29 protein-coding genes and 1 riboswitch are annotated in these 26,733 nt (G+C 26.1%); of the genes, 8 read left to right on the forward strand and 21 right to left on the reverse strand.

Annotated features, from left to right (window positions below):
• Window positions 1-9 precede the first annotated feature (9 nt).
• The 4 genes from pstB to D3Z33_RS08020 form a co-directional block, all read right to left on the reverse strand.
• Window positions 10-765 (reverse strand): phosphate ABC transporter ATP-binding protein PstB, encoded by a 756-nt coding sequence (gene pstB, locus D3Z33_RS08005; protein WP_160197242.1) that lies wholly within the window; start codon window positions 763-765, stop codon window positions 10-12.
• Between the two features lie 16 nt (window positions 766-781).
• A complete protein-coding gene (gene pstA / locus D3Z33_RS08010; protein ID WP_160197243.1) occupies window positions 782-1,642 on the reverse strand; it encodes a phosphate ABC transporter permease PstA in 861 nt (286 codons plus the stop codon).
• On the reverse strand, window positions 1,642-2,565 hold the full coding sequence (pstC, locus tag D3Z33_RS08015) for a phosphate ABC transporter permease subunit PstC (protein WP_160197244.1): 924 nt from the start codon (window positions 2,563-2,565) through the stop codon (window positions 1,642-1,644). Before pstC ends, pstA begins: the two co-directional genes overlap by 1 nt.
• Window positions 2,566-2,724: 159 nt before the next feature.
• Entirely contained in the window at window positions 2,725-3,660 is a 936-nt protein-coding gene (locus tag D3Z33_RS08020; protein WP_160197245.1) for a PstS family phosphate ABC transporter substrate-binding protein, read from the reverse strand.
• Between the two features lie 192 nt (window positions 3,661-3,852).
• On the opposite strand from D3Z33_RS08020, the gene ychF reads away from it, so the two are divergent.
• Complete coding sequence (ychF, locus tag D3Z33_RS08025; RefSeq protein ID WP_160197246.1) at window positions 3,853-4,944, forward strand: redox-regulated ATPase YchF; 1,092 nt, start codon at window positions 3,853-3,855, stop codon at window positions 4,942-4,944.
• 25 nt (window positions 4,945-4,969) lie between these two features.
• Here ychF and D3Z33_RS08030 read toward each other — a convergent pair whose 3' ends face one another.
• The 12 genes from D3Z33_RS08030 to D3Z33_RS16530 form a co-directional block, all read right to left on the reverse strand.
• Window positions 4,970-5,386 (reverse strand): DUF327 family protein, encoded by a 417-nt coding sequence (locus tag D3Z33_RS08030; protein WP_160197247.1) that lies wholly within the window; start codon window positions 5,384-5,386, stop codon window positions 4,970-4,972.
• Window positions 5,387-5,513: 127 nt separating this feature from the next.
• Window positions 5,514-6,179 carry a deoxyribose-phosphate aldolase gene (gene deoC, locus D3Z33_RS08035; protein WP_160197248.1) on the reverse strand — a complete coding sequence of 222 codons (666 nt, stop codon included), beginning with the start codon at window positions 6,177-6,179 and terminating at the stop codon, window positions 5,514-5,516.
• A gap of 13 nt (window positions 6,180-6,192) precedes the next feature.
• A complete protein-coding gene (gene pduL / locus D3Z33_RS08040) occupies window positions 6,193-6,768 on the reverse strand; it encodes a phosphate propanoyltransferase (RefSeq protein WP_431768831.1) in 576 nt (191 codons plus the stop codon).
• Between the two features lie 125 nt (window positions 6,769-6,893).
• Window positions 6,894-8,096, reverse strand: coding sequence for a carboxylate--amine ligase (locus D3Z33_RS08045; protein ID WP_201750468.1), 1,203 nt, complete (start codon window positions 8,094-8,096; stop codon window positions 6,894-6,896).
• A gap of 41 nt (window positions 8,097-8,137) precedes the next feature.
• Complete coding sequence (gene aroA, locus D3Z33_RS08050; RefSeq protein ID WP_160197250.1) at window positions 8,138-9,433, reverse strand: 3-phosphoshikimate 1-carboxyvinyltransferase; 1,296 nt, start codon at window positions 9,431-9,433, stop codon at window positions 8,138-8,140.
• A complete protein-coding gene (aroB, locus tag D3Z33_RS08055; protein WP_160197251.1) occupies window positions 9,434-10,504 on the reverse strand; it encodes a 3-dehydroquinate synthase in 1,071 nt (356 codons plus the stop codon).
• 16 nt (window positions 10,505-10,520) lie between these two features.
• Entirely contained in the window at window positions 10,521-11,648 is a 1,128-nt protein-coding gene (aroC, locus tag D3Z33_RS08060) for a chorismate synthase (protein ID WP_160197252.1), read from the reverse strand.
• Window positions 11,649-11,690: 42 nt separating this feature from the next.
• Window positions 11,691-12,416: a folate family ECF transporter S component gene (locus D3Z33_RS08065; protein WP_160197253.1), complete on the reverse strand. Its 726-nt coding sequence runs from the start codon at window positions 12,414-12,416 to the stop codon at window positions 11,691-11,693.
• A gap of 63 nt (window positions 12,417-12,479) precedes the next feature.
• Window positions 12,480-12,570, reverse strand: a riboswitch (THF riboswitch).
• Between the two features lie 15 nt (window positions 12,571-12,585).
• Window positions 12,586-13,587 carry a restriction endonuclease gene (locus D3Z33_RS08070; protein WP_160197254.1) on the reverse strand — a complete coding sequence of 334 codons (1,002 nt, stop codon included), beginning with the start codon at window positions 13,585-13,587 and terminating at the stop codon, window positions 12,586-12,588.
• 42 nt (window positions 13,588-13,629) lie between these two features.
• Window positions 13,630-14,304: a TIGR01906 family membrane protein gene (locus tag D3Z33_RS08075; RefSeq protein ID WP_160197255.1), complete on the reverse strand. Its 675-nt coding sequence runs from the start codon at window positions 14,302-14,304 to the stop codon at window positions 13,630-13,632.
• A 12-nt stretch (window positions 14,305-14,316) separates the two neighbouring features.
• Entirely contained in the window at window positions 14,317-14,937 is a 621-nt protein-coding gene (locus tag D3Z33_RS08080; protein ID WP_160197256.1) for a DedA family protein, read from the reverse strand.
• A gap of 104 nt (window positions 14,938-15,041) precedes the next feature.
• Window positions 15,042-15,209: a hypothetical protein gene (locus D3Z33_RS16530; RefSeq protein ID WP_201750469.1), complete on the reverse strand. Its 168-nt coding sequence runs from the start codon at window positions 15,207-15,209 to the stop codon at window positions 15,042-15,044.
• Between the two features lie 171 nt (window positions 15,210-15,380).
• On the opposite strand from D3Z33_RS16530, the gene D3Z33_RS16940 reads away from it, so the two are divergent.
• Entirely contained in the window at window positions 15,381-15,635 is a 255-nt protein-coding gene (locus tag D3Z33_RS16940; RefSeq protein WP_160197257.1) for an Rdx family protein, read from the forward strand.
• On the opposite strand, the gene uvsE is transcribed toward D3Z33_RS16940, so the two are convergent.
• Together uvsE and D3Z33_RS08095 are read right to left on the reverse strand one after the other, a co-directional pair.
• Entirely contained in the window at window positions 15,632-16,882 is a 1,251-nt protein-coding gene (uvsE, locus tag D3Z33_RS08090; RefSeq protein ID WP_160197258.1) for a UV DNA damage repair endonuclease UvsE, read from the reverse strand. The two genes, D3Z33_RS16940 and uvsE, sit on opposite strands and share 4 nt — an antisense overlap.
• Window positions 16,883-16,890: 8 nt before the next feature.
• Window positions 16,891-17,334 (reverse strand): endolytic transglycosylase MltG, encoded by a 444-nt coding sequence (locus tag D3Z33_RS08095; RefSeq protein WP_160197259.1) that lies wholly within the window; start codon window positions 17,332-17,334, stop codon window positions 16,891-16,893.
• A 121-nt stretch (window positions 17,335-17,455) separates the two neighbouring features.
• On the opposite strand from D3Z33_RS08095, the gene D3Z33_RS08100 reads away from it, so the two are divergent.
• The gene (locus D3Z33_RS08100; protein ID WP_160197260.1) at window positions 17,456-18,826 is read left to right on the forward strand and encodes an MATE family efflux transporter; all 1,371 of its coding nucleotides are present in this window, start codon (window positions 17,456-17,458) and stop codon (window positions 18,824-18,826) included.
• A 21-nt stretch (window positions 18,827-18,847) separates the two neighbouring features.
• Here D3Z33_RS08100 and D3Z33_RS08105 read toward each other — a convergent pair whose 3' ends face one another.
• From D3Z33_RS08105 to D3Z33_RS08115, 3 genes are all read right to left on the reverse strand, one after another.
• Window positions 18,848-20,002: a CD0519/CD1768 family membrane protein gene (locus D3Z33_RS08105; protein WP_160197261.1), complete on the reverse strand. Its 1,155-nt coding sequence runs from the start codon at window positions 20,000-20,002 to the stop codon at window positions 18,848-18,850.
• A gap of 140 nt (window positions 20,003-20,142) precedes the next feature.
• Window positions 20,143-20,739: a 30S ribosomal protein S4 gene (gene rpsD, locus D3Z33_RS08110; RefSeq protein WP_160197262.1), complete on the reverse strand. Its 597-nt coding sequence runs from the start codon at window positions 20,737-20,739 to the stop codon at window positions 20,143-20,145.
• A 127-nt stretch (window positions 20,740-20,866) separates the two neighbouring features.
• A complete protein-coding gene (locus D3Z33_RS08115) occupies window positions 20,867-21,766 on the reverse strand; it encodes a nitroreductase family protein (protein WP_160197263.1) in 900 nt (299 codons plus the stop codon).
• 210 nt (window positions 21,767-21,976) lie between these two features.
• Here D3Z33_RS08115 and D3Z33_RS08120 point away from each other — a divergent pair, with 210 nt between their 5' ends.
• From D3Z33_RS08120 to D3Z33_RS08140, 5 genes are all read left to right on the forward strand, one after another.
• Window positions 21,977-22,111, forward strand: a complete 135-nt coding sequence (locus tag D3Z33_RS08120) for a cyclic lactone autoinducer peptide (RefSeq protein ID WP_160197264.1) — start codon at window positions 21,977-21,979, stop codon at window positions 22,109-22,111.
• Between the two features lie 44 nt (window positions 22,112-22,155).
• A complete protein-coding gene (locus D3Z33_RS08125) occupies window positions 22,156-23,484 on the forward strand; it encodes a sensor histidine kinase (RefSeq protein ID WP_160197265.1) in 1,329 nt (442 codons plus the stop codon).
• Window positions 23,459-24,028 carry an accessory gene regulator B family protein gene (locus D3Z33_RS08130; protein WP_160197266.1) on the forward strand — a complete coding sequence of 190 codons (570 nt, stop codon included), beginning with the start codon at window positions 23,459-23,461 and terminating at the stop codon, window positions 24,026-24,028. Before D3Z33_RS08125 ends, D3Z33_RS08130 begins: the two co-directional genes overlap by 26 nt.
• A gap of 137 nt (window positions 24,029-24,165) precedes the next feature.
• On the forward strand, window positions 24,166-25,842 hold the full coding sequence (locus D3Z33_RS08135; RefSeq protein ID WP_160197267.1) for a 2-oxoacid:acceptor oxidoreductase subunit alpha: 1,677 nt from the start codon (window positions 24,166-24,168) through the stop codon (window positions 25,840-25,842).
• A complete protein-coding gene (locus D3Z33_RS08140; protein WP_160197268.1) occupies window positions 25,842-26,708 on the forward strand; it encodes a thiamine pyrophosphate-dependent enzyme in 867 nt (288 codons plus the stop codon). Before D3Z33_RS08135 ends, D3Z33_RS08140 begins: the two co-directional genes overlap by 1 nt.
• Window positions 26,709-26,733: the final 25 nt, after the last annotated feature.

Raw genomic sequence — 26,733 nt, forward strand, 5'->3', positions numbered from 1 at the left:
ATATACCCCCTAACCAAATCTGCCTGTAATATAATCCTCTGTTCTTTTATCTTGTGGATTTGAAAAAATGTCTGCAGTTTTCCCAAACTCTACTAATCTTCCCATTAAGAAAAATGCCGTATTATCAGATATCCTACCTGCTTGCTGCATAGAATGAGTTACTATAACAATAGTATATTTATTTTTTAACTCTTCTATAAGTTCTTCTATTTTTGATGTTGCTACAGGGTCAAGAGCAGAAGTTGGTTCATCCATTAATAATACATCTGGCTCCATTGCTAATGCCCTAGCAATACATAACCTTTGTTGTTGTCCTCCAGATAAGGACCATGCTGAGGAGTCTAATCTGTCCTTTACCTCATCCCATAAGGCAGCATCTTTCAAACTTGTTTCAACTATTTTATCTAGTTCTGATTTTTTCTTAATACCATGTCTTTTTGGTCCAAAAACTACATTTTCATATATTGACTTTGGAAATGGGTTTGGTTTTTGAAAAACCATTCCCACTCTTTTTCTTAGATCAACTACATCAACCTTAGATGAGTATATATCTTTCCCTTCATATACTATTTCACCTTTATGACTAGTACCATCAATAAGATCATTCATCCTATTAATTATTCTAATAAATGTAGATTTCCCACATCCAGAAGGTCCAATTAAAGCTGTTACTTTCCTATCTTCAATTTTCATATTTATATCACTTAGAGCTTTGAAATCTCCATAGTAAAAATCTAAATTTTTAATATCTATTTTAACTCCCATACTTAATCCTCCAATTCTATCCTTTTATTCTACTTTGATATTTATTTCTTAATATTATTGATATAGCATTTGCTCCTAACAATAATATTAATAATACAATTATTCCTCCAGCTGCTAAATCATGAAATTCAGCTTGAGGCATTGTTGACCAATTATATATTTGCATTGGTAATGTTGTAAATTTATCAAATATACTTTCTGGAGTAAAAGCTATAAACGTTACAGCTCCTATCATAATCAATGGAGCAGTTTCTCCCAATGCTCTTGCTATTGCCAATATAGAGCCCGTCAATATACCAGGTAAAGAATAAGGTAATACTACCCCTTTAATTACTTGCCACTTAGTAATTCCTAATGCATAAGCCCCATATCTAAGTTCCTTTGGAACACTTTTAATAGCCTCTTGAGCTGATACAATAATAATTGGTAATATAAGCAAAGTTAATGTTAACCCACCTGATAATATACTTCTTCCAAATCCAAGTGTATTTACAAATATACCTAGACCTAATATTCCAAATACGATAGAAGGTACTCCTGCTAAATTAGATATATTTAATTTTATAATTCTTGTTAATAAACTTTTATCATCAGAATATTCTTCTAAATATAATGCAGTACCTACTCCAATTGGAAACGAAAAAATAATAGTAACAAATATAACCCATATACTACCTGTAATTGCTGCTTTTATCCCTGCTTTTTCTATGAATCTAGAAGTGAAGTTAGTAAAAAAATCTAGACTTAACCACTTTGTTCCATCTTTGAAGATATCAAATAATAATATAAATAGTACAATTAATGCAAATGATGTTGTACAAAATACTAACCCATGAAAAAATCTATCTATGATCTTTCTTTTCTTTAGATTATTCATTAATATTCCTCCCTATATTTCTTAATTATCATTCTAGCTATGATATTCATTAATAATGTAATTAAGAATAATAACATTCCTACTGCAAATATAGTTTTATATATAAGACCTCCATGGGTTACATCTCCAGATGCAACTTGTACAATAAAAGAAGTCATTGTCTGAACACTTTCTAAAGGATTTAATGTTAATCTAGGAGTAGACCCAGCCGCTAGTGTAACAATCATTGTTTCTCCAATTGCTCTAGAAATAGCTAAAACAAAAGATGAAATTATACTAGATAGTGCAGCAGGAATAACAACTTTTGTAGAAACTTCAAATTTAGTAGCTCCTAGAGCATATGCTCCTTGTCTAATTTCATCTGGTACAGCCTTCATTGCATCTTCACTCAATGATGAAATCATAGGTATTATCATAATCCCTACAGCAATACTAGCACTTAATGCATTAAACACATTTATATCAGGAAAAAATTTCTTTAATATAGGTGTTATAAATGTTAATGCAAAATATCCATATACTATAGATGGGATACCTGCTAAAATTTCTAATAAAGGCTTTACTATTTTTCTTGTTTTATCTGAAGCATATTCACTTAAATAAATTGCACTTCCAAGACCTACTGGAATAGCTACTATACTTCCATATATTGCTATCATTAAAGTACCTAATACGAGTGGTAATACCCCAAATTTTGGATTAGCAAATAATGCAGTCCATTCTGTACCAGTTAAAAAATCTTTTATACTAATTTCTTGAAAAAATAAAAAAGTTTCTTTAGATAATATCACTATTATTCCAATTGTTGTTAATATAGATATTGATGCTAATACCATTAATATTTTTGATATTATTTTCTCTTTTGTTTTTCCTCTTTTTAATGTCTTATTACTTGACTTTATTGGTGTATTTTCATATATCATAATAAATCCTCCCTTATTACATTAATACTTCAACATCATTATATTTCATTTAGGGATTACTGTTGTTTTATTGGAGTTAATATTATGTTAATTCTAAGTTAACTTTAATAAAGAAATAAAATAAGAATCAAATTAATTTGATTCTTATCTTAGAGTATATTATTTTAATTTATTTAATTCTTCCTCATATTTTTCTTTTGATAATGCTACATAACCTGTAGAAGGAACTATTTCAGTTGCATTATTTATATAATAATTTACAAATTCTTTTACTTGATTTTGATTATTATAATGATCTTTATTTACATAAATAAATAATGGTCTTGATAATGGAGTATATTTTCCACTTTCAATATTTTCAGGTGTTGGTTCTACTCCATTAATTGATAGTGCTTTTAATTTATCTTTATTTTCTTCATAGTATGCGTAACCAAAATATCCTAATGAATATTTGTCTCCAGAGATACCTTGTACTAATACATTATCATCCTCACTTGCAGTAAAATCTGTTCTTATTGCTCCTTCTTCTCCGTTTATTGCTTCTGTAAAGTAATCAAATGTTCCTGAATCTGTTCCTGGACCATATAATTTAATTTCCTCTTCAGGCCATTCTGGATTAACGTCACTCCACATTTTAACACTACTATTAGGTTCCCATATTTTATTTAAATCTTCAATTGTAATATCATCGACCCAATCATTACTTGGATTTACGACTACTGAGATACCATCTAATGCCACCTTCAACTCAGAAAACTCTACATTGTTTTCTTCAGCTTTTTTTGATTCTTCCTCTTTAATTGGTCTAGAAGCATTGCTTATACTTGTATCTCCAGTAGTAAATCTTTTCATTCCACCACCTGTTCCTGAAACCCCAACTGTAACTTGTACATCTGGATTACTTGCTTGAAATTCTTCAGCCATTGCCATTGTTACAGGATATACAGTTGAAGACCCATCAACTTCTACTTCTCCATTTAAATCTGATGATGTATCATCTGATTTTTCTTCATCAGTACTACACCCCGCAAATAATAATAAGGATAAAATTGATACTAAAATTAATGTTAATTTTAATTTAAATAATTTCTTCATATAAATCTCCTTTCAAAAGTTAAGTTTTATCTAACAATTAGAATTATAGCACCTTATTTAAATTAGTATGTTGTCTATAAGTTAATTGGATGTTAAATAAGTGTTAATAGTCTTTATATTGAAGTTCTCACATATATAATGTATAATTTTATAAGTATGTAAACACAATATATTTGTTGAAAGGAGATTTATATGAAATTAGGCATAGTAGGACTTCCTAATGTAGGAAAGTCAACATTATTTAATGCAATCACAAAAGCAGGTGCTGAATCTGCTAATTATCCATTTTGTACAATAGAGCCTAATGTTGGAGTAGTATCTGTGCCAGATGAAAGACTAGACAGGTTAACTGAAGTTTTTTCTTCAGAGAAGAAAATTCCTACTGCTATAGAATTTTTTGATATTGCTGGATTAGTAAAAGGTGCTAGTAAAGGCGAAGGTTTGGGTAATAAATTTTTATCTCATATAAGAGAAGTTGAAGCAATTGTACATGTAGTAAGGTGTTTTGAAGATGAAAATATCACTCATGTAGAAGGTAATATAGATCCTTTAAGAGATATTGAAATAATTGATTTAGAGCTAATACTATCAGACTTAGAAGTAATGAATAAGAGACTTTCTAAAACGAAAAAATTAGTTAAAAATGATAAGTCTTTATCTAAAGAGTTCAAAATCTTACAAAGAATAGTTACAACTTTAGAGGAAGGTAAACCAGTAAGAAAGTTAGAGTTTGACTTAGAAGAAGAAATATTCGTAAAAAGCTTAAATTTATTATCAAAAAAACCTGTATTGTATGCTGCTAATATTTCAGAAGATGATATTGTAAATAAAAATGAAAATGAATATCTTACTAAACTAAAAAATTATGCAAAAGAAGAAAATTCAGGACTTATTACTATATGTGGTAAAATTGAGTCAGAAATTGCTGAACTAGAAGAAGAAGAAAAAGAAATGTTTTTAGAGGAGCTAGGTTTAGAAGAATCTGGTTTAGATAGATTAATAAAAGCGAGTTACGAACTTTTAGGTCTTATTTCTTTCTTAACTGCTGGTCCTAAAGAGGCTAGAGCTTGGACAATAAAAAAAGGTTCTAAAGCGCCACAAGCTGCCGGAAAAATTCATTCAGATATGGAAAAAGGATTTATAAGAGCTGAAACAATAAGCTTTCAAGATTTAAGTAACGTAGGAAGTATGGTTAAGGCCAAAGAACAAGGTTTGGTTAGACTTGAAGGTAAAGATTATATAATGAATGATGGAGATGTAGTAATATTTAGGTTTAATGTGTAAAAGATAGTCCTTATGGGCTATTTTTTTATGCATAGATATCTATTAACATTCCTTCTATTTCACCAACTAATTTCAATATCTTTAACTTATTATCTTCTTCATTTAATACATTATCTGTTATCTCAATAAGTTTTTTATCTACATTTTCAACTATTTTTAATATTCTTGTTCTGCCTCCCCTTTTATTTAATTCTAATCCTGATTGCAAAGCAGTATCTAATAATTCTTTAATTTTCTTTTTATAATTTAAAAGATTTATTATAGTTCTTTTATTTGCCAATTTTCTTCCAGACTCTGTGATATCTGATATCATTTTATTAATTTTTTTAGTATTAAGAATACTTGCCTTTTTATCTATAACCTCTTGAAAAGAAGTTTCAGTATTATTATTTTTATAATTAACTGGGTTAACATTTGTATTTGCAACTCTACCTATTTTCACTATAATCCTCCTAAAATACATTCTGTATACATAACTTAACTATCACTTCATATAATATATCGACATATTTACATTTTTATTTAATTATACTTAAAAATAAGTTAGGTCAAATGACCTAACTTATTTTTTAATAATCTGAACTTCCTTTTTCTCCTTTTACTATTGAAACTGATGAGCTAGCTCCAATTCTGTTAGCTCCTGATTCAACCATCATTGATGCCGTTTCGATATCTCTTACTCCTCCAGATGCCTTAACACCTAAATTATCTCCTACAACCTTTTTCATAAGTTTTACATCATGAATAGTTGCTCCTCCAGTTGAAAAACCAGTTGATGTTTTTACAAAATCAGCTTTTGCTTTCATTGCTATTTCACAAGCTTTAATTTTTTCTTCATCTGTAAGTAAACATGCTTCTATTATTACTTTAACCATTTTATTATTTGATGCATTAACTACAGCTTGAATATCTTCTTTAACTAAATCATAATTTTTATTTTTAAGAGCTGCTATATTTATTACCATATCAATTTCATCAGCGCCATTTTCTATTACTTTTTTTGTCTCATATGCTTTAACCTCTGGAAGAGTATTTCCAAGTGGAAATCCCACTACAGAAGTTACTTTTACATCACTTCCATTTAGTTGTTCTGATACATATTTTACATAATTAGGATTAACGCAAACTGAAGCAAAATTATACTCTTTGGCTTCTTCACATACTTTTTTTACTTGCTCTTCTGTAGTATCTGGTTTTAAGATTGTATGATCAATTATTGATGCTATTTCATTCATAATATAACCTCCATCATCCAACTAATTCAACTATTTGTCCATTCTTAACTCCACATGCATTTCCTTCTTCTACATCTACATGCATTTCAAGAGCATAATTCTCATTAACTCTAACTAATACATTATCAAAAGTTAATCCTCTTTCTCCTGGAACTTTAACTCTAACTGTATCATTATCTTTTAATCCAAACTCCTTAGCATCTTTAATATGCATATGAATATGACGAGAAGCTGCAATAATTCCTCTACCGATTTCAACTTCTCCTTTAGGTCCTACAATTTTCCCACCAGGAGAGTCTTCTATATCTCCCGAATTTCTTACCGGTGGTTTTATTCCTAATTTAAATCCATCTGATAAAGATATTTCTGCTTGAGTCTTATTTCTTGCTGGACCTAATACTCTAACGCCTTTTAATTCTCCCTTAGGTCCTACAATATCAACTTTTTCTTTTGATGCAAATTGTCCTGGTTGAGAAAGGTCCTTTAATTTATTTAATTTATAACCTTTCCCAAAAAGTTTTTCTATATGCTCATTAGTCAAATGAATATGTCTATTTGATAAAGCAATAGGTAATTCTTTTTTCACTATAATTCCTCCCTTTAGATATTTCTAAAATAATTATATTGCTTTTGTATACAAAAAGCAAATAATTACATCATAAAAAGGTGAGAAAATATTATATTTTAAAAAAAATTAATAAAATACTTTGTTTATTATTGAGACTTTGTCAATTTATTAAATACTTTTAATGCTACTCTACTCATGAAATAAAGAGCTGGTTTTGGATCTGAAAAACTCCATGTTGATGCCACATTTTTAAATGAAATATCTTTTATTATTTTTGATAAGCTCATTTGACCTGTTTTTAAATACTCCTTTACTGCAAATAAATCTTCATACATATAGAGAAAAGTATATCCTAAATCTTCTTCTACACTTTTAGGTTCAGGTAATTTATCAGTCATTTCCATATAAGTAATATATGGAAAGTTAAGCCCGCAATTATACAACATTTCATTAAAATTAATTATTCTTACATTTACTTCAATTAAATATATAACTCCTGTTTTTTCATCTCTTTTTAGTTCAATTTCTGAAAATCCTTTAAATTTTATACCTTCTAAGAATGGTTTGCATATATCATGTAGTTCAGGTATATATTTCTGCTTTGCATAAGTAGATGCTCCAAAATTTATAGGCCATTGTCTTATTTTATAAGCAGTGGTCCAATGTGTTACTTTTGATTCTTGATTCAAATATGCATCATAACAATAACAGTTGCTTTCTGGACCTGGAATTATTCTTTGAATAAGTATTTCAAAATCATCATTATGACACATTTTTACTTTTTCAATTAATTCTTCTTCTTTTTCAATTATAAAAACTTTATTTCTATATTTACGTACAAAGGAAGCAGAATCCATAGGTTTAATAATACAAGGATAACCTATTTCCTCTCTAACTCTTTCAACTAAATTTTCTTCTTTAGAATTTATAGTTTCAGGCACCTTTACATTGAATTTTTGAGCTAATAAACTCATGGTATATTTATCCATAACCTCACTCCAAAACCCTTTTCTATCCATAGGGAACAGATAATATTCTTTTAGCTCATAAAAATATTTATCAATAAACTCTACATAAGGGTCAGAAGAGGGAAATAATACAGGTTTATAGTCTTGATTTTTAGAATAATTTATTAAAAACTCTAAAAATCTTTCAGGTTCTCTACCATAATGTGGCGCTATTAAATGTTCATCTAGATATTTTGATCTTGATCCATAACTATCTTCCTTCGTATAATCTATAGCTGTAACTTTTACGCCTTTTCTTCCTAATGATCTAATTATGCTAAGTCCTATGTAATAATTTGCTCCTAATACAACTGCTCTATTTTTATAATTAATTTTAATCACCTTCCTAATTTCAATTATTCACTTGTTCAGTCTTTATTATATTATTTAAATTCATTAAAGTCTATCAACTTATTTAATGTTTTAAAAAAATCTGGATAAGATGTTTCTATAGAATTTATATCATCGATATTACTTGTACCTTTTGCTTTAAAAGCTGCTATTATCATACTCATAACTATTCTATGATCACCATAACTCTTCAAACTAGCAGCCAAAATTTTATTACTTCCATTTATAATCATTCCATCATCCGTTTCTTCTATATTTATTCCCATAGAAGATAAGTTCTGTACTGTAGAAAAAATCCTATTACTTTCTTTTACTTTTAATTCACTAGCATTTTTTATTACTGTTTTTCCTTCTGCGCAAGATGCAGCCACAGCAATAATAGGTATTTCATCTATCAATCTAGGTATAACTTCTCCTTTTATTTCTACGCCATTAAGTCTAGAATATTTTACTTCCATATCTACTATTTCTTCATTATTCTTATTTCTACAATTAAAAATTTTTATATTTGCTCCCATAGTATTTAATACATCAATTATACCTCTTCTTGTAATATTATATCCTACATTTCTTATTGTAATATGTGAATCTTTTAAAATTAAAGCACCAACAATAAAAAAAGATATAGAAGATATATCACCAGGGACAATTACTTCCTTTGCTAAAGGTTTAATTTTTGGATTTATAATTATAGTGTTATTCTTTTGTACTATGTCTACTCCAAAATACTTCATCATTCTTTCTGTATGATCTCTAGATTTATAAGGTTCTATTATTTTTGTTATTCCTTTAGCATATAGTGATAAAAACATAATTGAAGACTTTACTTGAGCACTTGCTATGTTTTGTTTATATTTAATTCCATTTAGCTTATTAGATGATAGTATCTTTAAAGGAGGATAATTACCATCCTTTGACTTTATATTAGCTCCCATCATAGATAATGGCTCTATAATTCTTTTCATAGGTCTTCTATTTATAGAACTATCACCCAAAATTTCTGTAGAAAATTTTTGCCCTGAAAGTATTCCTGAAACCAACCTTATAGTTGTCCCAGAATTCCCTACATACAATTTCTTAGCAGATTTCTTCAAGCCATTTAAGCCTACCCCTTTAACTTTAATAATTTTATTATCAATTTTTATATTTACTCCCATATCTTCAAAGATATTAATAGTATTAATACAATCCTCTGAAAATAAAAAATTATGAATTATAGTTTCTCCTTCAGAAATAGCTCCTAACATTATAGCCCTATGAGAGATTGATTTATCTCCTGGTGCTATTATTTCACCCTTTAATGTTATATTGCCACCTCGTATATTCACTTAGATATCACCTCCTAAAGATTTCTTAATCAATCCTTCATTAATTTTATCCTCATATATTTTCACTTTACCATAACTAATAGGTAAGATGAATACTATATTTTCATTCATATTCTTTTTATCTAATTTTATATTTTCCATTATTACTTCTTTTTCTTGTTGAGTAAATATATTATCTTGAGTTATTTTCTTTACTAATTGTTTTATTTCTTTATAATATTCTATTGATATAAGTCCTAACTCTTTAGATATATAAGCTTCTGATAACATTCCTAAAGCTACAGCTTCACCATGTTTAAACCTTTTAAAATTATCAAGTGATTCTATTCCATGACCTATTGTATGACCAAAATTTAATATTTTTCTTTTTCCTTTTTCAAAGGTATCTACTTTTACAATATCCTTTTTTATTTCTAATGATCTCTTTATTAATAATTTAATTAGTTTAGAATCCATCTCACTAATGTCATTTATGTTATGTATAAGATTTAATAACTTATAATCTGATATAATTCCATATTTTATAATTTCAGCTAATCCAGATTTAGTATCTCTTTCACTTAAGGTTTTTAAAGTATCTATATCAATTATAACTTTCTTAGGTTGATAAAAACTCCCTATTATGTTTTTTATATTGTTAAAATTAACTCCTACCTTTCCTCCAATACTACTGTCTACTTGTGATAACAATGTAGTTGGTATCTGTATTAAGTTTATACCACGCATGTAAGTTGCTGCTACAAACCCTGCAATATCTCCTACAACTCCACCTCCAAAGCTTATTATTAATGATTGTCTATCAAATTTTTCTCTCAATAATTTATTATATATCCTTCCTGCCATTTCTAAAGATTTACTATTCTCGCCAGCTGGAATTATATAATAATATATTTTAAAGTTTTTTAAAGATTTCAATATACTATCTAAATAAATTTTACTTACATTGCTATCCGTAATAATGAGTATTTTTTTATCATTATATTCCTTTATATAAGCATTTAAAGTTTTATAAATATTATTTCCTATATAAATATTATATTTATATAGTTGAGAATCTACTTTTATTTTCAATATGATGACCTCTCTTTCAATTATTTATATAATTATAATAATTGACCTTTATTTCATCTATACTATCTCCACCAAATTTAATAAATAATTCTTCTACAAGTGTCCATGCTAATATACTTTCGCCTACTATACTAGCAGAAGGAACTGCACATACATCAGCTCTTTCTTTATGTGCTGATACTTTCTCCTTAGTATCCATATCTACACTTTGTAAAGGAATTCTGAGAGATGGTATAGGTTTCATATATGCTTTAATTTCAATATTTTCCCCATTAGAAATTCCACCTTCAATTCCTCCGGCATTATTAGTTTTTCTATAATAACTACCATTATAAAATATCTCATCATGAACATTTGAACCTACATTTTTAGAAGAATTTATGCCAGTTCCAATTTCAATTGCTTTTATTCCTTGAAGACTCATAATTGCACCTGTTAATTTACTATCTAACTTTTTGTCCCATTGTGCATGACTTCCAAGCCCTATAGGTATATTCGTTGCTAATAATTTAAAGGAACCCCCTAAAGTATCACCAACTTCTTTAGTTTTATCAATCATTCTAATTATTTTTTCCTCTAAGCCCTTATTTAATACTCTCATTATAGAGTCATCTGATGTTTTAATTTTATTTATATCATACTTTTGTTCATCTACTAAATTTCCGATTGAAGTAATATAACTATAAATATTTATACCAAATTGTTTAAGTATAAGTTTCGCAACACTTCCAATAGCTACTCTCATAGCAGTTTCTCTAGCACTAGATCTTTCTAATATATTTCTTAAATCTTTTTGATTATATTTAATACTACCTGCAAAGTCTGCATGTCCAGGTCTTGGTTTTGTTATAGATTCTTTTATGCTTTTTTCAATATGCATTTTATCTATCCAATTTTTATAATCTTTATTTTCTATAAAAAAAGTTAATGGACTACCTGTCGTAATTCCACCTCTTACTCCAGATAATATATTTATTTCATCACTTTCTATTTTCATTCTATTTCCTCTACCATAGCCTTTTTGCCGTCTTTTTAATTCCATATTTATAAAATCGATATCAATTTTTAGGTTTGAAGGTATTCCATCTATTATTCCAATTAGACCTTTTCCATGAGATTCTCCCGCCGTTAAAAATCTTAACACTTTATCACTCCTAATATATATTAAAAGCTGCCAAAGGCAGCTTTATTTAGCATATTTAAAATATTTTGAAATCATATATATTATTATAGTATCTAATGGTATAGTAACTAAAGCTGTAAGTACTCTAATTGGAAATATAATAATAAACCCAAGATCATATAACATTATAAGCCATATAGTATTAAGTATTAAAGATATTATCATAGTTCTTATAGATACTACAAATATAAGTTTGTCAAATCTATATGATGAATTTTCATTTTTATATCTTTTATTTATAGTAATTGGCAAATAGATAAATCCTACTATTGCAACAAAATATATAATTAAAAATTTATAAGATATATCATTCCCAGATTTAATATATATATAACCAGAAAGTAAAGAAAGTAAAATTACTATTAGTCCATTTACTATTGTATAATTTATGAATTTATTTTCTCTATTTCTATTTTTAAAAACATAATGATAAAATAACCCTGGTATAAATCCACTTAAGCCAGCTGATAAAGTAAATCCTGGAAAATAAGGTCCCATGGGATTGATTAATACCCCAACCAAATCTGCAGTAACTCCTGTAAGTGCTCCAACTAAAGGTCCAAATAATATACCTGCTATCATAATAGGTACTCCACCAAAACCTATTCTAAGAGCTTGTCCTCCTGCAATAGGTATAATTATAGATAATGCTCTTGTAAGAATAATACTTATTGCAGTAAGTAAACTTGCTGATACTAAACTTTTTGTATTTATTTTTTTCTTTTCCATTAATAAAACCTCCTTTTTTTAGTAATATAGAGTCCCCAAACTAAAGAAAAGAGATCTTTAATATTCAGCGGATGCGGCAAAATATCGCGGTTAAACCTTCGTTCAAGAGCTACTTCCCATCTCTTAACACTTAACGCACTTTACCTACTCTGATATTACAGTACTTATTTTATAACATATCTTCATTTTTGTAAATGAAATCATATGAATACTCAGGCTTTTTTTCATTACCATTATAAATATAATTAATAATTTTTCTCAATAAACATACTATTCCCAGTGAAAAAAGAATCAAAACTATAAATATATAATAACTATAAAAATCTGTAAATTGTCCAAATATCCATATACTAAAACTACTTATCAAATATTTTTTCCACTTATTAGGCGAAAGTATATTTTTAGTATAATATGTAACTGACTTTTTATTATTTTCTATCTTATTCAATATATAACTCTCTATCTCCTTTTTATTGGGATATAATTTTGTATCTTTAATTATTGAAATTAACTTCTTTATATCCACTAATTCAACATTTTTATATTTTTTTAATTTTATTACTAATTTTTTTGTATCTTCATAAAAACTACTAGTAGTTATAATAATCCCTTTATTTAAATTACTTTTATTAATCTTGATAAAAAAATTTCTTAAAGTTTCTTCATTTACTCCATACTCTGAAGAATATTGTAATATATTTATTCCTATTTTCAAATTATTCTTATATACTTCTAAATAAAAATCATCATCATTTAAATTATCATTAACATAAAAACCTAATTCTGTAAATAAATCAGAAAAATATATACTGATTTCTCCAGGTGTTTTATTTAAAATATCATTATAAATAATTTCTTCTACAATTTTTTTCGTAGTGATTTTTTTAGCATTTTTAATTTCACTTTTATTTTTTAAGTTTAAAATTGAATATATTAAAATAGAAAAGGTTAAAGAAAGAAAAGCTGAGATATAAATATTATTCCACTTATAAATGAATACAACATATGAAATTATAAAAATTATAATAGATATAAATAATCTATCAATCATTCTTGCAAATAAAGTTTTTTTCTTATTAGATTTACTTATAAAAAATGAATTTAATTTATATTGTTTGACTTTATATTTTAATTTTTTTTCTAGTTTTTTTATTGAAATTTTATTATCCATAATATCCTCCTTTTAAAAGGATTATAGACATTTTATAAAATTTTAATCATTAATTACCTTATTTTTTTCTTTTAATCCAAATCCTAAAATAAAAATTAAAATAAGTTGTAATATAAAATATGTTAATATCCTTATAGAAATACTATAGAAAAAATTTAAAGGTAACATTTGTATAAGTATATCAGTTTTAGGATTTAGCAACCAAAGATCATTAGTAAATAATATTTCATGAAAGATAGTAAAATATTTACTAAAATCAATACTTATTAATATACCAAATATAACCATTGCTATCATAGGAATAGTAGCTGAAAATAACAAAAGTTTATATAATATATTTTTATAATATTTTATAAATATTATAAAAGTTATCAAAAATATTATAATAGAAATATCTCTTATCTTAAAGCCTATTTCAAATAAATTCTTAACATCTACCATATGTAGTCTTTCTCTTTCGCCAAATACAATTTCTTTTTCTTGCCCTATATTTGTTTCTATTATAAGATTTTCTCTTTTACCTTTCATATAATCTAACATTTGAATTGTAACTTTTTTTAAATCTTCTTTTTGTATATTTGTTTTTTTATATACATTATATTCTTCAAATTTTTTTTCATAAAATTTTATATCAAATGTAGCCATTTGAACATCTAAAAATAATAATGATATATTTAAAGAAATTATAAAAATAAAACCTAATATTATTTTTTTCATATTTTTCTCCATTTATTTAAAAATTCTTTTCTTTATTTGAATAACTATAAAATAAAAAATTAAAATAGGAATTATAAGAGTTAACATTTGTTTGTTATACTTTTCTATTTTTCTAAATACAAATGTCCAATTCTCTCCTAATATTTTTCCTAAAGATATCAATACAATGTGATGCAAACTTGTTATTATTGCTATAGAAGAATAAACTATTGTTTTTTTAACTTTAAATATACCCGCTGACAATATAGTTATAGAATATATTCCAGGAATAAATTTACTTATTATTATAACAATAAAACTAAATTTTTTAAATAATTTTTTTAATTTTAATACTTTATCTGTTTCAAAAAGTTTTCTTATTATTTTAGAATGTAATATTTTCTCTCCTTCTTTTTTCCCCAGTATATATAAAGCAATAGATGAAATCCAAGTAGAAGTAATTGCAATAATTATTACTAATACTATATTTAAATTTGCAATTTCAGTTAAATATCCTTCTAATATTAAAACCATATCTCCAGGATAAGGTGGAAATAGAACTTGAAGTGCTTGAGATATAAAAAAGAAAACATATGAAAAAATCACATTTTGAGAAACAATATTTTTAGAAAATTGTATAATTAATTCTTCCATATAATCTCCTCCTATTCAATCAATATAATAATTATACCCTTTATTCTATATTATAATATTGTATACATAAAATAAAGTAGCAGATTTAAATCTGCTACTTTATTTTACGCCATAGCTTTTTCTAACTTACTTAAATGTTGAATAGGGAAGCTTTTTAATAGTTCTTTAAATTGTTCCACAGTAAGTCCTGCAGTTGTAGTATAAATTTCTATTTTTTTATTTAAATCAGCTTTAATAAATTCTTCTTTTATTTTATTAAAATCTTTTGCCAAGTCTTACACTCCTTTAATTTAATATTTAATTACATATAATTTTAGTTTAAACATATACATAAAAAATATTCTAATAGACTTACAATTCTTATTTATAATTATTTGTTTAAATAAGAATTTTCTAGGTATAATAAGTTATAAGTAATATTTTATTTAATAGGAGTGATTATAATGATTAACAACATAAGTATAGAATACTGCACATCTTGAGGATATTTATCTAAGGCCGTGAGTCTTTGTGAAAACTTACTTAATATTCATACTAATGATATTAAAGCTTTATCTTTAATTCCTTCATCAGGAGGAGTATTTGAAATAAAAGTAAATGAAAAATTAATATTTTCTAAAAAAGAGTTAAATAGATTTCCTAATGAAAATGAAATAGAGGATATTATAGAGGAAGAATACATATTTGAAAACCATTAATTTATATCATTAAAAAAATATGAATTAAGTAAGTATTTCATATTGTATTTTTGAGATAAATCAAATAAGTATTTTTCAATATCATATGAATCAAAAGAAGTGTTTTTGGATTTATTGATTAATTCCAAGAAGCTTCTTTTTTCTTTATCATTTGCTAATTTTTTAAAATAGCCCCATATGTGCATATAAGTATTTAAAGATTCCTCTATAGATTCTTGTTTATTGAAACAATTTTCTAGCATTGTACATACATTATTCCAACTAGGATTTTCTGTATTTATATATTTACTTATCCTTTTATAATCATTATAAGATTTTTTCATAACATTATATTTATATTTTCCCCACTCATCTCTCATTATATTTGATTTATTCTCTTTTAAATTCATTATTTTTTCTACAGATAGATTCTTATCTTTTACTTCAAGCATGATATCTATATCATAATTAAACTTATTTATATATTTAAAAAAACTAAAGGGCTCTATTGTTTGAGTATGAGAACCTGTTCTTTTATATGGAGCTTGTTGAGAATAATGGAACTTTGGTATCCCATCTTCATCTTTCCAACTATAATATATTTTTTTAAATAATTCAAATATATTATAGTTGCCATTAATTTCATTATGTAAATTATCAAAAACTATAGGGATTTTTAATTTTTCACTAATATATATAACCTCTTCTATGGTATAATTCTTATCATCATTTTCTATAATTAATCTCTTTTTCACACTGGTAGATAATAGATTGAAATTCTCTATAAAACGTATAATTGCTTTTCTTTTATCTCCATATACTCCGCCTATATGTAATACTATTTTATGAGTAAAGTCATCTGTAATAGCATCAAGAAATTTTGCATGATAATTTAATTCTTTTACTGATTTTAGTACTACACCTTGATTTTTAGAATTTAACACAGTATACTGCCCTGGATGCATAGAAACTCTAAAATTATTGTTGTTTATAATGTTTTTTATTCTGTTCAATTCTGTTTTAAATTCCAATTCCCAATCTACATTATTTACATCATGAGATGCAAAGGGAATAATATCAGAGCTTATTCTATACATATTAATATTTTTCTCTTTATTATACTTTAATATTTCTTCTAAACTTTCTAAATTATATTTTATCAGCTCTTTCAAACGTTGTTGCAAAGCATTTTTTAATCTGCATGTCTTAAAATTTATACTATTTATAGATTTATTAATACAAGCATAGCCAATTTTAATACTAATCACCTCCAGTTTTATTTTATAATAATCTTATCAATTAAATCATCGTAATCAATAGGAAGTTCTATATTATATGTTCCATATTGTATTTTCCCTGTTACTTCCCTTACCTTAAGTCTATCTAAAAAACTTTCTTTATTATCTATAACTTTTTTACTATATAAATTATCAATTATTGTATCTAGAGATTGTCCTTTTTCAATATTAAACTCTAATTTCTTAATATCATCTTCTATATTTTTTTCTTCATCTTTTTTATTATTATTTTTATTATTATTTTTTTCACTTTCACGTTGTTCCTTTAATTTTATTTCAGTATATTTTTCTACTATTTGATCATCACTATAATCTCTATATTTTACAACAGGATTATAATAAAAGATAGCAACTGAAAGTATAATTCCAATACCAATTCCTAAAAATAATATACTAAGATCCCATACTCTAATTTTTTTCAATATTAAACACCCTTTCATATATAATATAAATTATACTAAAAATATCTATTAATTTAAATGTTTGATTTATATTTTTTTATGGTATATGCTATATATTAGTATTATTATTGGAGGTAGTTAGATGAATGAAAATGAAAATAGAATGGGAACAGAACCTATCATATCTTTACTTTTTAAATTATCTGTTCCTTCTATAATATCTATGGCAATTCAAGCTTTATATAATGTTATAGATAGCATATATATTGGAAATTATGACCCAAAAGCACTTACGGGACTTTCTATTGCTTTTCCAATACAAATGATTTTAATAGCAATTGCCGTAGGAACTGGAATTGGAACAAGTTCATTAATTTCACGTGAACTAGGACGTGGAAATCAAAGAAAAGCTTCAAATGCTGCAGAGCATGTAATGTTATTATCAGTTATTTATGGAATCATCCTTGCTATATTAGGAGCATTATTTGCAAGAAACATAATTTCTATATTTACTAATAATGTAGAAATTATAGACTATGGAACTCGTTACATAAGAATAATACTTTTAGGTTCAGCTGCTTTATTTGTACCTATGATATCTAATAATATATTGCGTGGAGAAGGTAATACTTTAATTCCTATGATATCTATGCTAATTGGATCTCTAATGAATATTGTATTGGATCCATTTATAATATTTGGAATTGGTCCTTTTCCTGAATGGGGAATTGAAGGTGCAGCTATAGCTACAGTATTTTCTAGATTCTTAAGTGGAATATTTATAGTTCTTATGATATTTAAATCAGATAATGAAATTAAAGTTAACTTTAAAAAATTTAAATTTAATTTCAACATAATCAAAGATGTATATAAAGTAGGATTTCCTGCTATGGTAATGCAGTTTTTAGCTTCGTTTATGATAAGTGGACTAAATATTATAGTTGGTGCTTATAATGAAACTGCAATAGCAGCATTAGGTATATATTTTAGATTACAATCATTTGTTTTTATGCCGGTATTTGGGTTGAACCAAGGATATATGCCTATAGTGGGATATAATTTTGGTCATAACAAACCTGATAGAATGAAAAAAACTATCAAATACGGTTTTATAGTTTCTTTTGTATTTACTACCTTAGGTTTTTTATTGTTTCAACTGTTTCCTACTCAATTAATAAACTTATTTGTTTCAAATTCAAATAATAATGAAGAATTAATAGAAATAGGAACTAAAGCATTAAAAACAATAAGTATTGCATTTCCTATTATCGGTCCTGCAATTGTTGGGTCTACAACTTTTCAAGCAATTGGTAAGGGATTTCCTAGTTTAACATTATCATTTTTAAGACAAATAATTCTTCTACTACCTATTGCATATATATTAGGTAAAATAGGCACTTTAAATACTATATGGTATTCATTCCCTATATCTGAATTAATTTCTTCAATAATTCTTGTGTTTTGGCTTAGAAAAGCTCTAAATGATACATTTGAAAAAATGAAAACCACATAAAAGCTAGGCTTTCAGCCTAGCTTAAAATATACTTATTAATAATACCAAGTAATGTGCAGAAATACCTGCAACCATGCCTCCTACTAAATGGCTTGTTATAGCTTTTGAAATTAAATTTCTATGACCTAATGTATCTAACATTGCCACATGAGTACTTAAGAATCCACTCCAACACATACCCATAGCAGTAAATACAGCTATTTCATTACCTCCTATTACATTGTTTTCTATAAAGCTTGGTATTAAACTTAATGCAGCACCTACAGCACCTAATGCTGTAATTGGAAATGCAATAGCTTCTGGATTTTTAAATCCAAACAATGGAGTTAATATAGGTGATAACTTTTCTCCAATAAGAGGTAATAAACCTACACCTTCATATGCTAACCCTTGATATCCTTCTGTAGCATCTATTGGTCCAAATGTCAATATCATAATTATCGTACAAATAATTAATACTCCTGGTATGATACTTAAGCCTATGTCTACTCCCATTTTACCACCTTCTAAAAATGCAGTTAAAAATCTTTCAAAAAAACTTACTTTTTCATCTTCTGCAGTATTTAAAATCTCTTCTAAATCAAAATCTCTATCTCCTTCAATTTTGCTTTCTCCTAATATTTTTTTACTCCTATAAGCCATTAATCGTACGCTTACTATACTTCCTATTAAAGCCCCAACATTACCTATCAATGCCTCTTTAAAATAACCTTGCCCAATCATAAAAGTTGTTACTATAAGTCCCATTCCAAAGGCTGTTCCTAAATTACAAAGACAAGGAACTTCATTTCTTTTAAAATAACTTAAATAACTTTTATCCTTAGCAAGGGATATTATAGCTGGGTTATCCGAAAGATATGTAGTTATTATTCCTAAAAAACTAACTCCTGGTAAATTGTAAAGTGGCTTCATTAAAGGTGCAAATAACATATTTAATAATTGTACTACTTTAAACTCAGTAGCAAGTCTTCCAAATGCCCCTGCTAAAACAGCTATAGCCATAATATAAAACACAGTATCCATTAATAACTTATATGCTGTATTCATTATTGTAGAAAACATATAGCCTACACCCATTTGTGATCCTATGTAGCCAAAGAAAAGTGATATAAGTGCAATAAAAATTATTGAATCAGTATAGGCAAAGGTTTTCTTCTTCAAGCTTGAAAAAGTCATTTAATCACCCCTTATGTATAATCTATATCCATTATACAAGAGTAATGTCTAAATTATCAATCATTTTATAATAAATTAATATTACATTAAATTAACTTTTATATAGTAAAAAAACACAGTGTATACACTGTGTTTTTTTACTATTTTCTTGAATAATATTCAACAATTAATTGTTCATCTACTTCAACTGGTATCTCTTCTCTTTTAGGCTCTCTTTCAAGTTTAGCACTAATACTTTCTTCATTTCTAGTTATATAATCTAATGCAAAAGATGGATTTTCAAAATTCTCTTTAAATACATCAATATTTTTAGATTTTTCTCTAAGAGATATAATATCTCCAACTTCTACTGAAAAAGATGGAATATCAACTTTTTTTCCATTTACTAAAATATGTCCATGATTTACCATTTGACGTGCCTGTCTTATAGAACTTCCAAATCCCATTCTATATACCATATTATCTAATCTTTTTTCTAATAACTCTATTAAAACTTCACCAGATATCCCTTCAGCTTTCATAGCTTTATCTACATATCTTTTTTTGAATTGTTTTTCCATTACATTATAATATGATCTTAATTTTTGTTTTTCTAATAATTGTAAGCCATAGTTTGAAAGTTTTTTATCAGCTCTACTTGTTCCTCTTTGTGCACGTTTCATTGCTTTAGGATGACCAACTACATTTACACCTAGTCTTCTACTAAGTTTAAAACGTGGTCCCATCATTTTTGCCATATTTATTACCTCCGTATTTTAGAATATACTTGCCGCGGTATATACTCATTACGAATAGCCAATAACAATTATACCATATAAAAAAAGCTTTGTAAATGATAATGTGTATCATTTACAAAGCTTTTTATTATAGATTATACTCTCCTAAAATTGTATAATTTATGCCTTTATAATCTTGAATATTATCTTGTTTAAAGTTCCAATTTCCTTTATAACCTATACTTTTTGCCATTTCTTCAAAATAATACATCATTATACCTGCATCAGTTAAATTATTTTTATCTTGTGGGTCAATTACTCCCAATTCAACACTGTTATTTTTAAGTATAAATCTCCAAGGTTGTTCATTCTTATCAGAAGGAGCATATCTTATATAGTAAAAAAGTTCATTTAATCCCCTATTATCTAATTCTTCTTGAGAAATTTCATTTCCAAATTCATTATAAAATACTATATCACTAACAGACAGTCTACTACTTGTAGATTTATCAACAAAATATTTTTTTTCTTTAAAAGGTCTAATTGTATTCAAGTATTCAATATCTTCATTTTGTAAGCCATCACTGTTTGTAAAGTCAGTTATTTTCTGACTATTTTTTGGATATCCAATAGCTACTATGTAATTAACATGTTTATTATTTTCATCAAATAAAATTTTCTTAGAATCATATGGTGTATCCATTACATTTATCCAGCAACTTCCTAAGTCCATTTGATATACTTTAGTTAATAAAGTTTCCATAGCGTAAGAAGCCTTCAAAAACGTTAAATCATTTTCATCATTAGTTTGTAATCCTATATAATGAGGACTTTTAATCATCACTCCAGAATAACCTGCTTTTCCTTTTAACTCATTATATATTTCATCTCCATTTTGATATAATTTAAACCTGATACCTTCATTACCATAACTTTTTTCAATTTTAAATGCAAAATCCATTAACATATCTAGTTTATCTCTTTCTATTACTGTTTCTTTATATTCTCTTGTGGATGTTCGATTTTCTAAAAAATTTCTAAATAACATTTTATTTCCTCCTAATATACTTTGTTAAAATTTTTATACCCTAATACTAAAAATATAATCTTTTTTTAAATTATATTCTTATATATTATTTTTAATTATAAAATTTATTATAAAAAAATAGATTACTTTTTTTCATTTTTTTGGTATAATTATAATAAAGTATAATAGCTTCATTAAGGTATCAAATATAATAAAGGAGGTTTTTTTATAATGTATAAAAAACTTATTAATTTCTTATTATCTCCCTTAGCATTGTTAGCAACTTTTATAGCAAATAATGCTGGCAATTCTGCTACAACATTCTTAACAAATCAACCTAAATGTCCAGATGAATTAATCAAATGATAGGGTCTATTACTAGTCCCTATCTCTTCGTAAATGAAGTTATTATGGCTATTATAGAAGCATTTATTTTTTTATATTCTTACTTGTTTATTTCTAATAAAAGAGAAATAATTAAAAATAAAAAATTTATTAGTACTTTATTTTTGATTTCTTTTACATTATTTTCATTTTGGGCTACTTTATCATTTCCAGCAGGTTATCATACAATATTAATAATTTTATTTGTAAGCTTAAGTCTTGCTTTAATAGCAAATGTAAAGGTTTTTTTATCTATAGTTACAATTATATTTATAGGATTTTTAATGATTATAATAGAATTAATGTTATTTCCTTTTTTTTCAATGATAACAAATACTACTATGGAACAATTACAAAATATTCAGGAAGTCAAATTACATTTTTCAATATTAGTTAAAAGCATAGAGTTGATTTTATTATTTATAATTTCAAAAATTAAAAGTCCAAACATAAAATATTTTTCTAAAGAATTAAGTCATCAAGTCATTATATATTGGGTTTTTGGTATGTTTTTAATGGGTATGTTAATCCTAAGTATACAATTTGTAATATATCAACCTGAAAAGATAATATTATATGAAACTTTAATCATTTTAATATTTTTAATATATGCAATTATTGGTTATTTAGATTATAAAGTAAAAATTAATCTTATTAAAATTGAAAAAAAATATAATATTCAATATGACTATATAAAGAACCTTGAATCTTTAATTAATATAATACGTCGGGAAAAACATGATTTTTCAAATCATATAAATACTATATATGCTATGAGTACTATAAATAAACCTAATACAGTTGAAAGAATTAAAGAGTATTTAAAAAATATAACTAATGAGATCAAAAATTCATATACTACATTTAATAGTGGAAATGATTATATTGATGGATTATTAGTAGTTAAGAGTAATCATGCATATGAAAATAATATTATATTTGATGTTAATTTTGAATCTATGTTGGATAAAGTAAGAGTTGATAATGTAGATTTAATAAGTATTATCAGTAATATATTAGACAATGCTTTTGAAGCAATTATTTTATCTAAAGAAACTATTGAAAGACCGATAATTTCTTTATGGACATACATTGAAGAAGAAAAATACATAATCTCTATTTCTAATAATGGCCCTAAAATAGAGGATGAAATTTTGGAAAAAATATTTCAAAATGGTTTTTCAACTAAAGAAAGAAATAGTGATGATCATGGATATGGTTTGTATATAGTAAAGAAAATGATAGAAAAAAATGATGGTAAAATAATTTTATACAGCAATAAAGAAGAAACAGAATTTCAAATTATATTTAATCTTATAGGAGATAAGTATGAACTATATAGTGAGAGTTTCTAACTTTTTATACTATCAGATAATAAAATATAGAGAGTTTGATAGACTTCAAAAAATTAAAATAAAATATGGTATTGAATGTATAATAAGTGAACTTTCTAAAATTATAATTTATTTTATTATTTTTAGTTTATTATCATTAACTAAGGAGTTTTTTATAGCAATTTTATTTTTTAGTAGTTTTAGAATTTATTCAGGAGGTTTTCATCAAGATACTTATATATCTTGTTTTATAACTTCTTTTTTTCTTTTATTTACTATAATAAAGTTGCCTAATTTAATATCGTTTACATTTGAAACTAAACTAATATTAATAATAACAACTTATATTTTAACTTATATCTATAGCCCTGTGGATCATCCTAATAAAAGAATTAAATCAAAAAAGCAAAAAAAGAAAATAAAATATATTTCTATATTTGTACTAATAATATTATCTTTTATCTCTTTAATATTAAAACCTAGCTTTTCTAACATATCTATTTCCGCACTTTTTATTCAATCAATAACTCTATTAGTTGGTAAAATTCATCAAGAAAATTCTTGATGAATTTTTTATTTTAAAATGTTAATTTATAACATGTTTAATGTCTATATTATAGGATATAAATTAAAAGTAATAGATTGTATACAATATTCTATAAATTTAAATATAATATAAATAATATAAAAGGAGTGTATATGATGAAATATAATATTTTAATTGGTGGTTCAGCTGGCCAAGGTATGGATACCATAAGCTCTTTGTTAGAAAAAATTTTACAAAGAAAAGGATACTATGTTTTTTCTAATAAAGACTATATGTCTAGAGTTCGTGGTGGCCACAACTTTATACAAATTAGATTTGGTAATGAACCTATTTATTCATACGATGATAAACTAGATATAATTATTGGATTAGATCAAAATTCAGTAGAATTTCATTCAAAAAACTTGAAAAAAGATGGTGTGTTTTTGTGTGATGATAAAATAAAATGGGAAGATGAAAGAAGAATAACAATACCAATGCTTAAAATAGCAAAAGAAATTGGTCAAGCACGTGTATTTGGAACTGTTGGAATGGGAGCTATTATAAAGCTATTATCTCTAGATGATTCAAAAATTGAAGAAGTATTTAATGAAAAATGGGACGAAAAAATAGCTAATGATAATATTGAAGCTTTTAATAAAGGTTATGAATATGTAGATTCAAAATATAAACCTAAAAAAGGAGAAGCTAAAGATACATTATTAATCAATGGTAATCAAGCAATAGCACTTGGAGCACTTGCTGGTGGACTTAGCTTTTATGGTGCGTATCCAATGACACCTTCAACTAGTATAATGACATATTTATCTACAAAACAAAATGATGCAGGGATTGTTGTAGAGCAAGCGGAAGATGAAATTGCAGCTATAAATATGGCAATAGGTGCTTCATTTACAGGAGTTCGTGCTATGACAGGTACATCTGGTGGAGGATTTTCTCTTATGACTGAAGCATTAGGTCTAGCTGGTATTACTGAAACTCCATTAGTTACAGTAAATGTACAAAGACCAGGACCAGCTACAGGACTTCCTACTAGAACTGAACAAAGTGATTTAAGCTTTATTCTAACTGCTTCTCATGGAGAAATACCTAGAATGGTCCTATCAGTTAAAAACCCTGAAGATGCTTTCTATCAAACTGCTAGAGCACTTAATATAGCTGATAAATATCAAATGCTAGTAATAATATTAAATGACCAATTCTTAGCAGATGCAAATCAGACAGTTAATAAATTTGACTTTGATAAAGTTACTATTGAAAGACATATATCTGGAGAAAATGATATTAATAAAGATGATTATAAACGTTATGAAATAACTGAAAATGGTTTATCTAAAAGAATAATTCCAGGAAAAATAGAAGGTGTTACAGTTCTTGCTGACAGTGATGAACATGATGAATATGGCCATATTACAGAAGAAAGTGAAGTGCGTATATCTCAAATGGATAAACGTATGAAGAGAATGGAATTATTAAAAGACGAGCTCATAGAGCCAGATTACTTTGGAGTAGATGATCCAGAAACTCTTCTTATAGGATGGGGTTCTTTATATGGTGGTTTAAGAGAAGCTGTAGAAACATTAAAAGATGATGGAGAAAAGATAGGTGCATTAATTTTTGGAGATATTTATCCTCTACCTACAAAATTACTCGAAAAATATAGCAAGAATGCTAAAAATATAGTTAATGTAGAACAAAACTTTAATGGACAATTAGCTAAATTTATTAGACAAGAGACAGGAATACATTGTAATAAAAGTATATTAAAATATGACGGTAGACAATTATATGGAAAAGAAATTGTAAGTAAATTACAAGAGGAGGTATTATAATGGCTACAGATATAAAATTATTTAACTCAAATGATGAAAATGCATGGTGTCCTGGTTGTGGTAATTTTGGAATATTAAACTCATTAAAAAAAGCTTTTTCTGAGGCTAATTTAAAACCTCACCAAATACTTTTATGCTCTGGTATTGGACAAGCTGCTAAAACACCACATTATATAAATGTAAATGGATTTAATGGTCTTCATGGTAGAGCATTACCTCCTGCATTAGGTGCTAATATTGCAAATAAAGATCTTAAAATAGTTGTTACTTCAGGAGATGGAGACACTTACGGTGAAGGCGGAAATCACTTTATCCATAATATAAGAAGAAATATAGATATAACTCATTTAGTACATGATAATCAAATTTATGGCTTAACTAAAGGACAAGGTTCTCCTACTACTGCTAAAGGCCAAGTAACTTCCATGCAATTAGACGGTGTTAGGGTGGATCCTTTTAATCCTATAGCTACAGCTATGACTATGGGAGCAACTTTTGTTGCTAGAAGTTTTTCTGGAGATGTAAATCATCTATCAGAAATGATTCAAAAGGCTATGGAACATAAAGGTTATGCTCTTATTGATATATTACAACCTTGTGTTACTTTTAATAAGGTAAATACTTTTAAATGGTATAAAGATAGAGTTTATAAACTTGATGAAAATTATGATCCAACAGATAAAGATCAAGCATTTAAAAAAGCAAATGAGTGGGGAGATGATGGAATCCCTCTTGGAATAATATACCAAGATAAAGAAGCAATCTCATTTAATGATAGAATTCCACAAATAAGAGATAATAAACCTCTAGTAGATAGAGAATGGTCTCCTAAAGATGCATCAAAATTCATGGAAGACTTTAGATAGTCAAAATAAGAGAAGGCAATTGCCT

It is taken from the genome of Senegalia massiliensis (assembly GCF_009911265.1).
In the GTDB taxonomy this organism is placed as follows: Bacteria; Bacillota; Clostridia; order Tissierellales; family SIT17; genus Anaeromonas; species Anaeromonas massiliensis_A.

Bases quoted from the DNA above. Each gene is read 5' to 3' on its own strand.
- pstB (WP_160197242.1), bottom strand. From the start codon at position 765: ATGGGAGTTAAAATAGATATTAAAAATTTAGATTTTTACTATGGAGAT.
- pstA (WP_160197243.1), bottom strand. From the start codon at position 1,642: ATGAATAATCTAAAGAAAAGAAAGATCATAGATAGATTTTTTCATGGG.
- pstC (WP_160197244.1), bottom strand. From the start codon at position 2,565: ATGATATATGAAAATACACCAATAAAGTCAAGTAATAAGACATTAAAA.
- D3Z33_RS08020 (WP_160197245.1), bottom strand. From the start codon at position 3,660: ATGAAGAAATTATTTAAATTAAAATTAACATTAATTTTAGTATCAATT.
- ychF (WP_160197246.1), top strand. From the start codon at position 3,853: ATGAAATTAGGCATAGTAGGACTTCCTAATGTAGGAAAGTCAACATTA.
- deoC (WP_160197248.1), bottom strand. From the start codon at position 6,179: ATGAATGAAATAGCATCAATAATTGATCATACAATCTTAAAACCAGAT.
- D3Z33_RS08065 (WP_160197253.1), bottom strand. From the start codon at position 12,416: ATGGAAAAGAAAAAAATAAATACAAAAAGTTTAGTATCAGCAAGTTTA.
- D3Z33_RS08070 (WP_160197254.1), bottom strand. From the start codon at position 13,587: ATGGATAATAAAATTTCAATAAAAAAACTAGAAAAAAAATTAAAATAT.
- D3Z33_RS08075 (WP_160197255.1), bottom strand. From the start codon at position 14,304: ATGAAAAAAATAATATTAGGTTTTATTTTTATAATTTCTTTAAATATA.
- D3Z33_RS08080 (WP_160197256.1), bottom strand. From the start codon at position 14,937: ATGGAAGAATTAATTATACAATTTTCTAAAAATATTGTTTCTCAAAAT.
- D3Z33_RS08100 (WP_160197260.1), top strand. From the start codon at position 17,456: ATGAATGAAAATGAAAATAGAATGGGAACAGAACCTATCATATCTTTA.
- D3Z33_RS08105 (WP_160197261.1), bottom strand. From the start codon at position 20,002: ATGACTTTTTCAAGCTTGAAGAAGAAAACCTTTGCCTATACTGATTCA.
- rpsD (WP_160197262.1), bottom strand. From the start codon at position 20,739: ATGGCAAAAATGATGGGACCACGTTTTAAACTTAGTAGAAGACTAGGT.
- D3Z33_RS08115 (WP_160197263.1), bottom strand. From the start codon at position 21,766: ATGTTATTTAGAAATTTTTTAGAAAATCGAACATCCACAAGAGAATAT.
- D3Z33_RS08120 (WP_160197264.1), top strand. From the start codon at position 21,977: ATGTATAAAAAACTTATTAATTTCTTATTATCTCCCTTAGCATTGTTA.
- D3Z33_RS08125 (WP_160197265.1), top strand. From the start codon at position 22,156: ATGGCTATTATAGAAGCATTTATTTTTTTATATTCTTACTTGTTTATT.
- D3Z33_RS08130 (WP_160197266.1), top strand. From the start codon at position 23,459: ATGAACTATATAGTGAGAGTTTCTAACTTTTTATACTATCAGATAATA.
- D3Z33_RS08135 (WP_160197267.1), top strand. From the start codon at position 24,166: ATGAAATATAATATTTTAATTGGTGGTTCAGCTGGCCAAGGTATGGAT.
- D3Z33_RS08140 (WP_160197268.1), top strand. From the start codon at position 25,842: ATGGCTACAGATATAAAATTATTTAACTCAAATGATGAAAATGCATGG.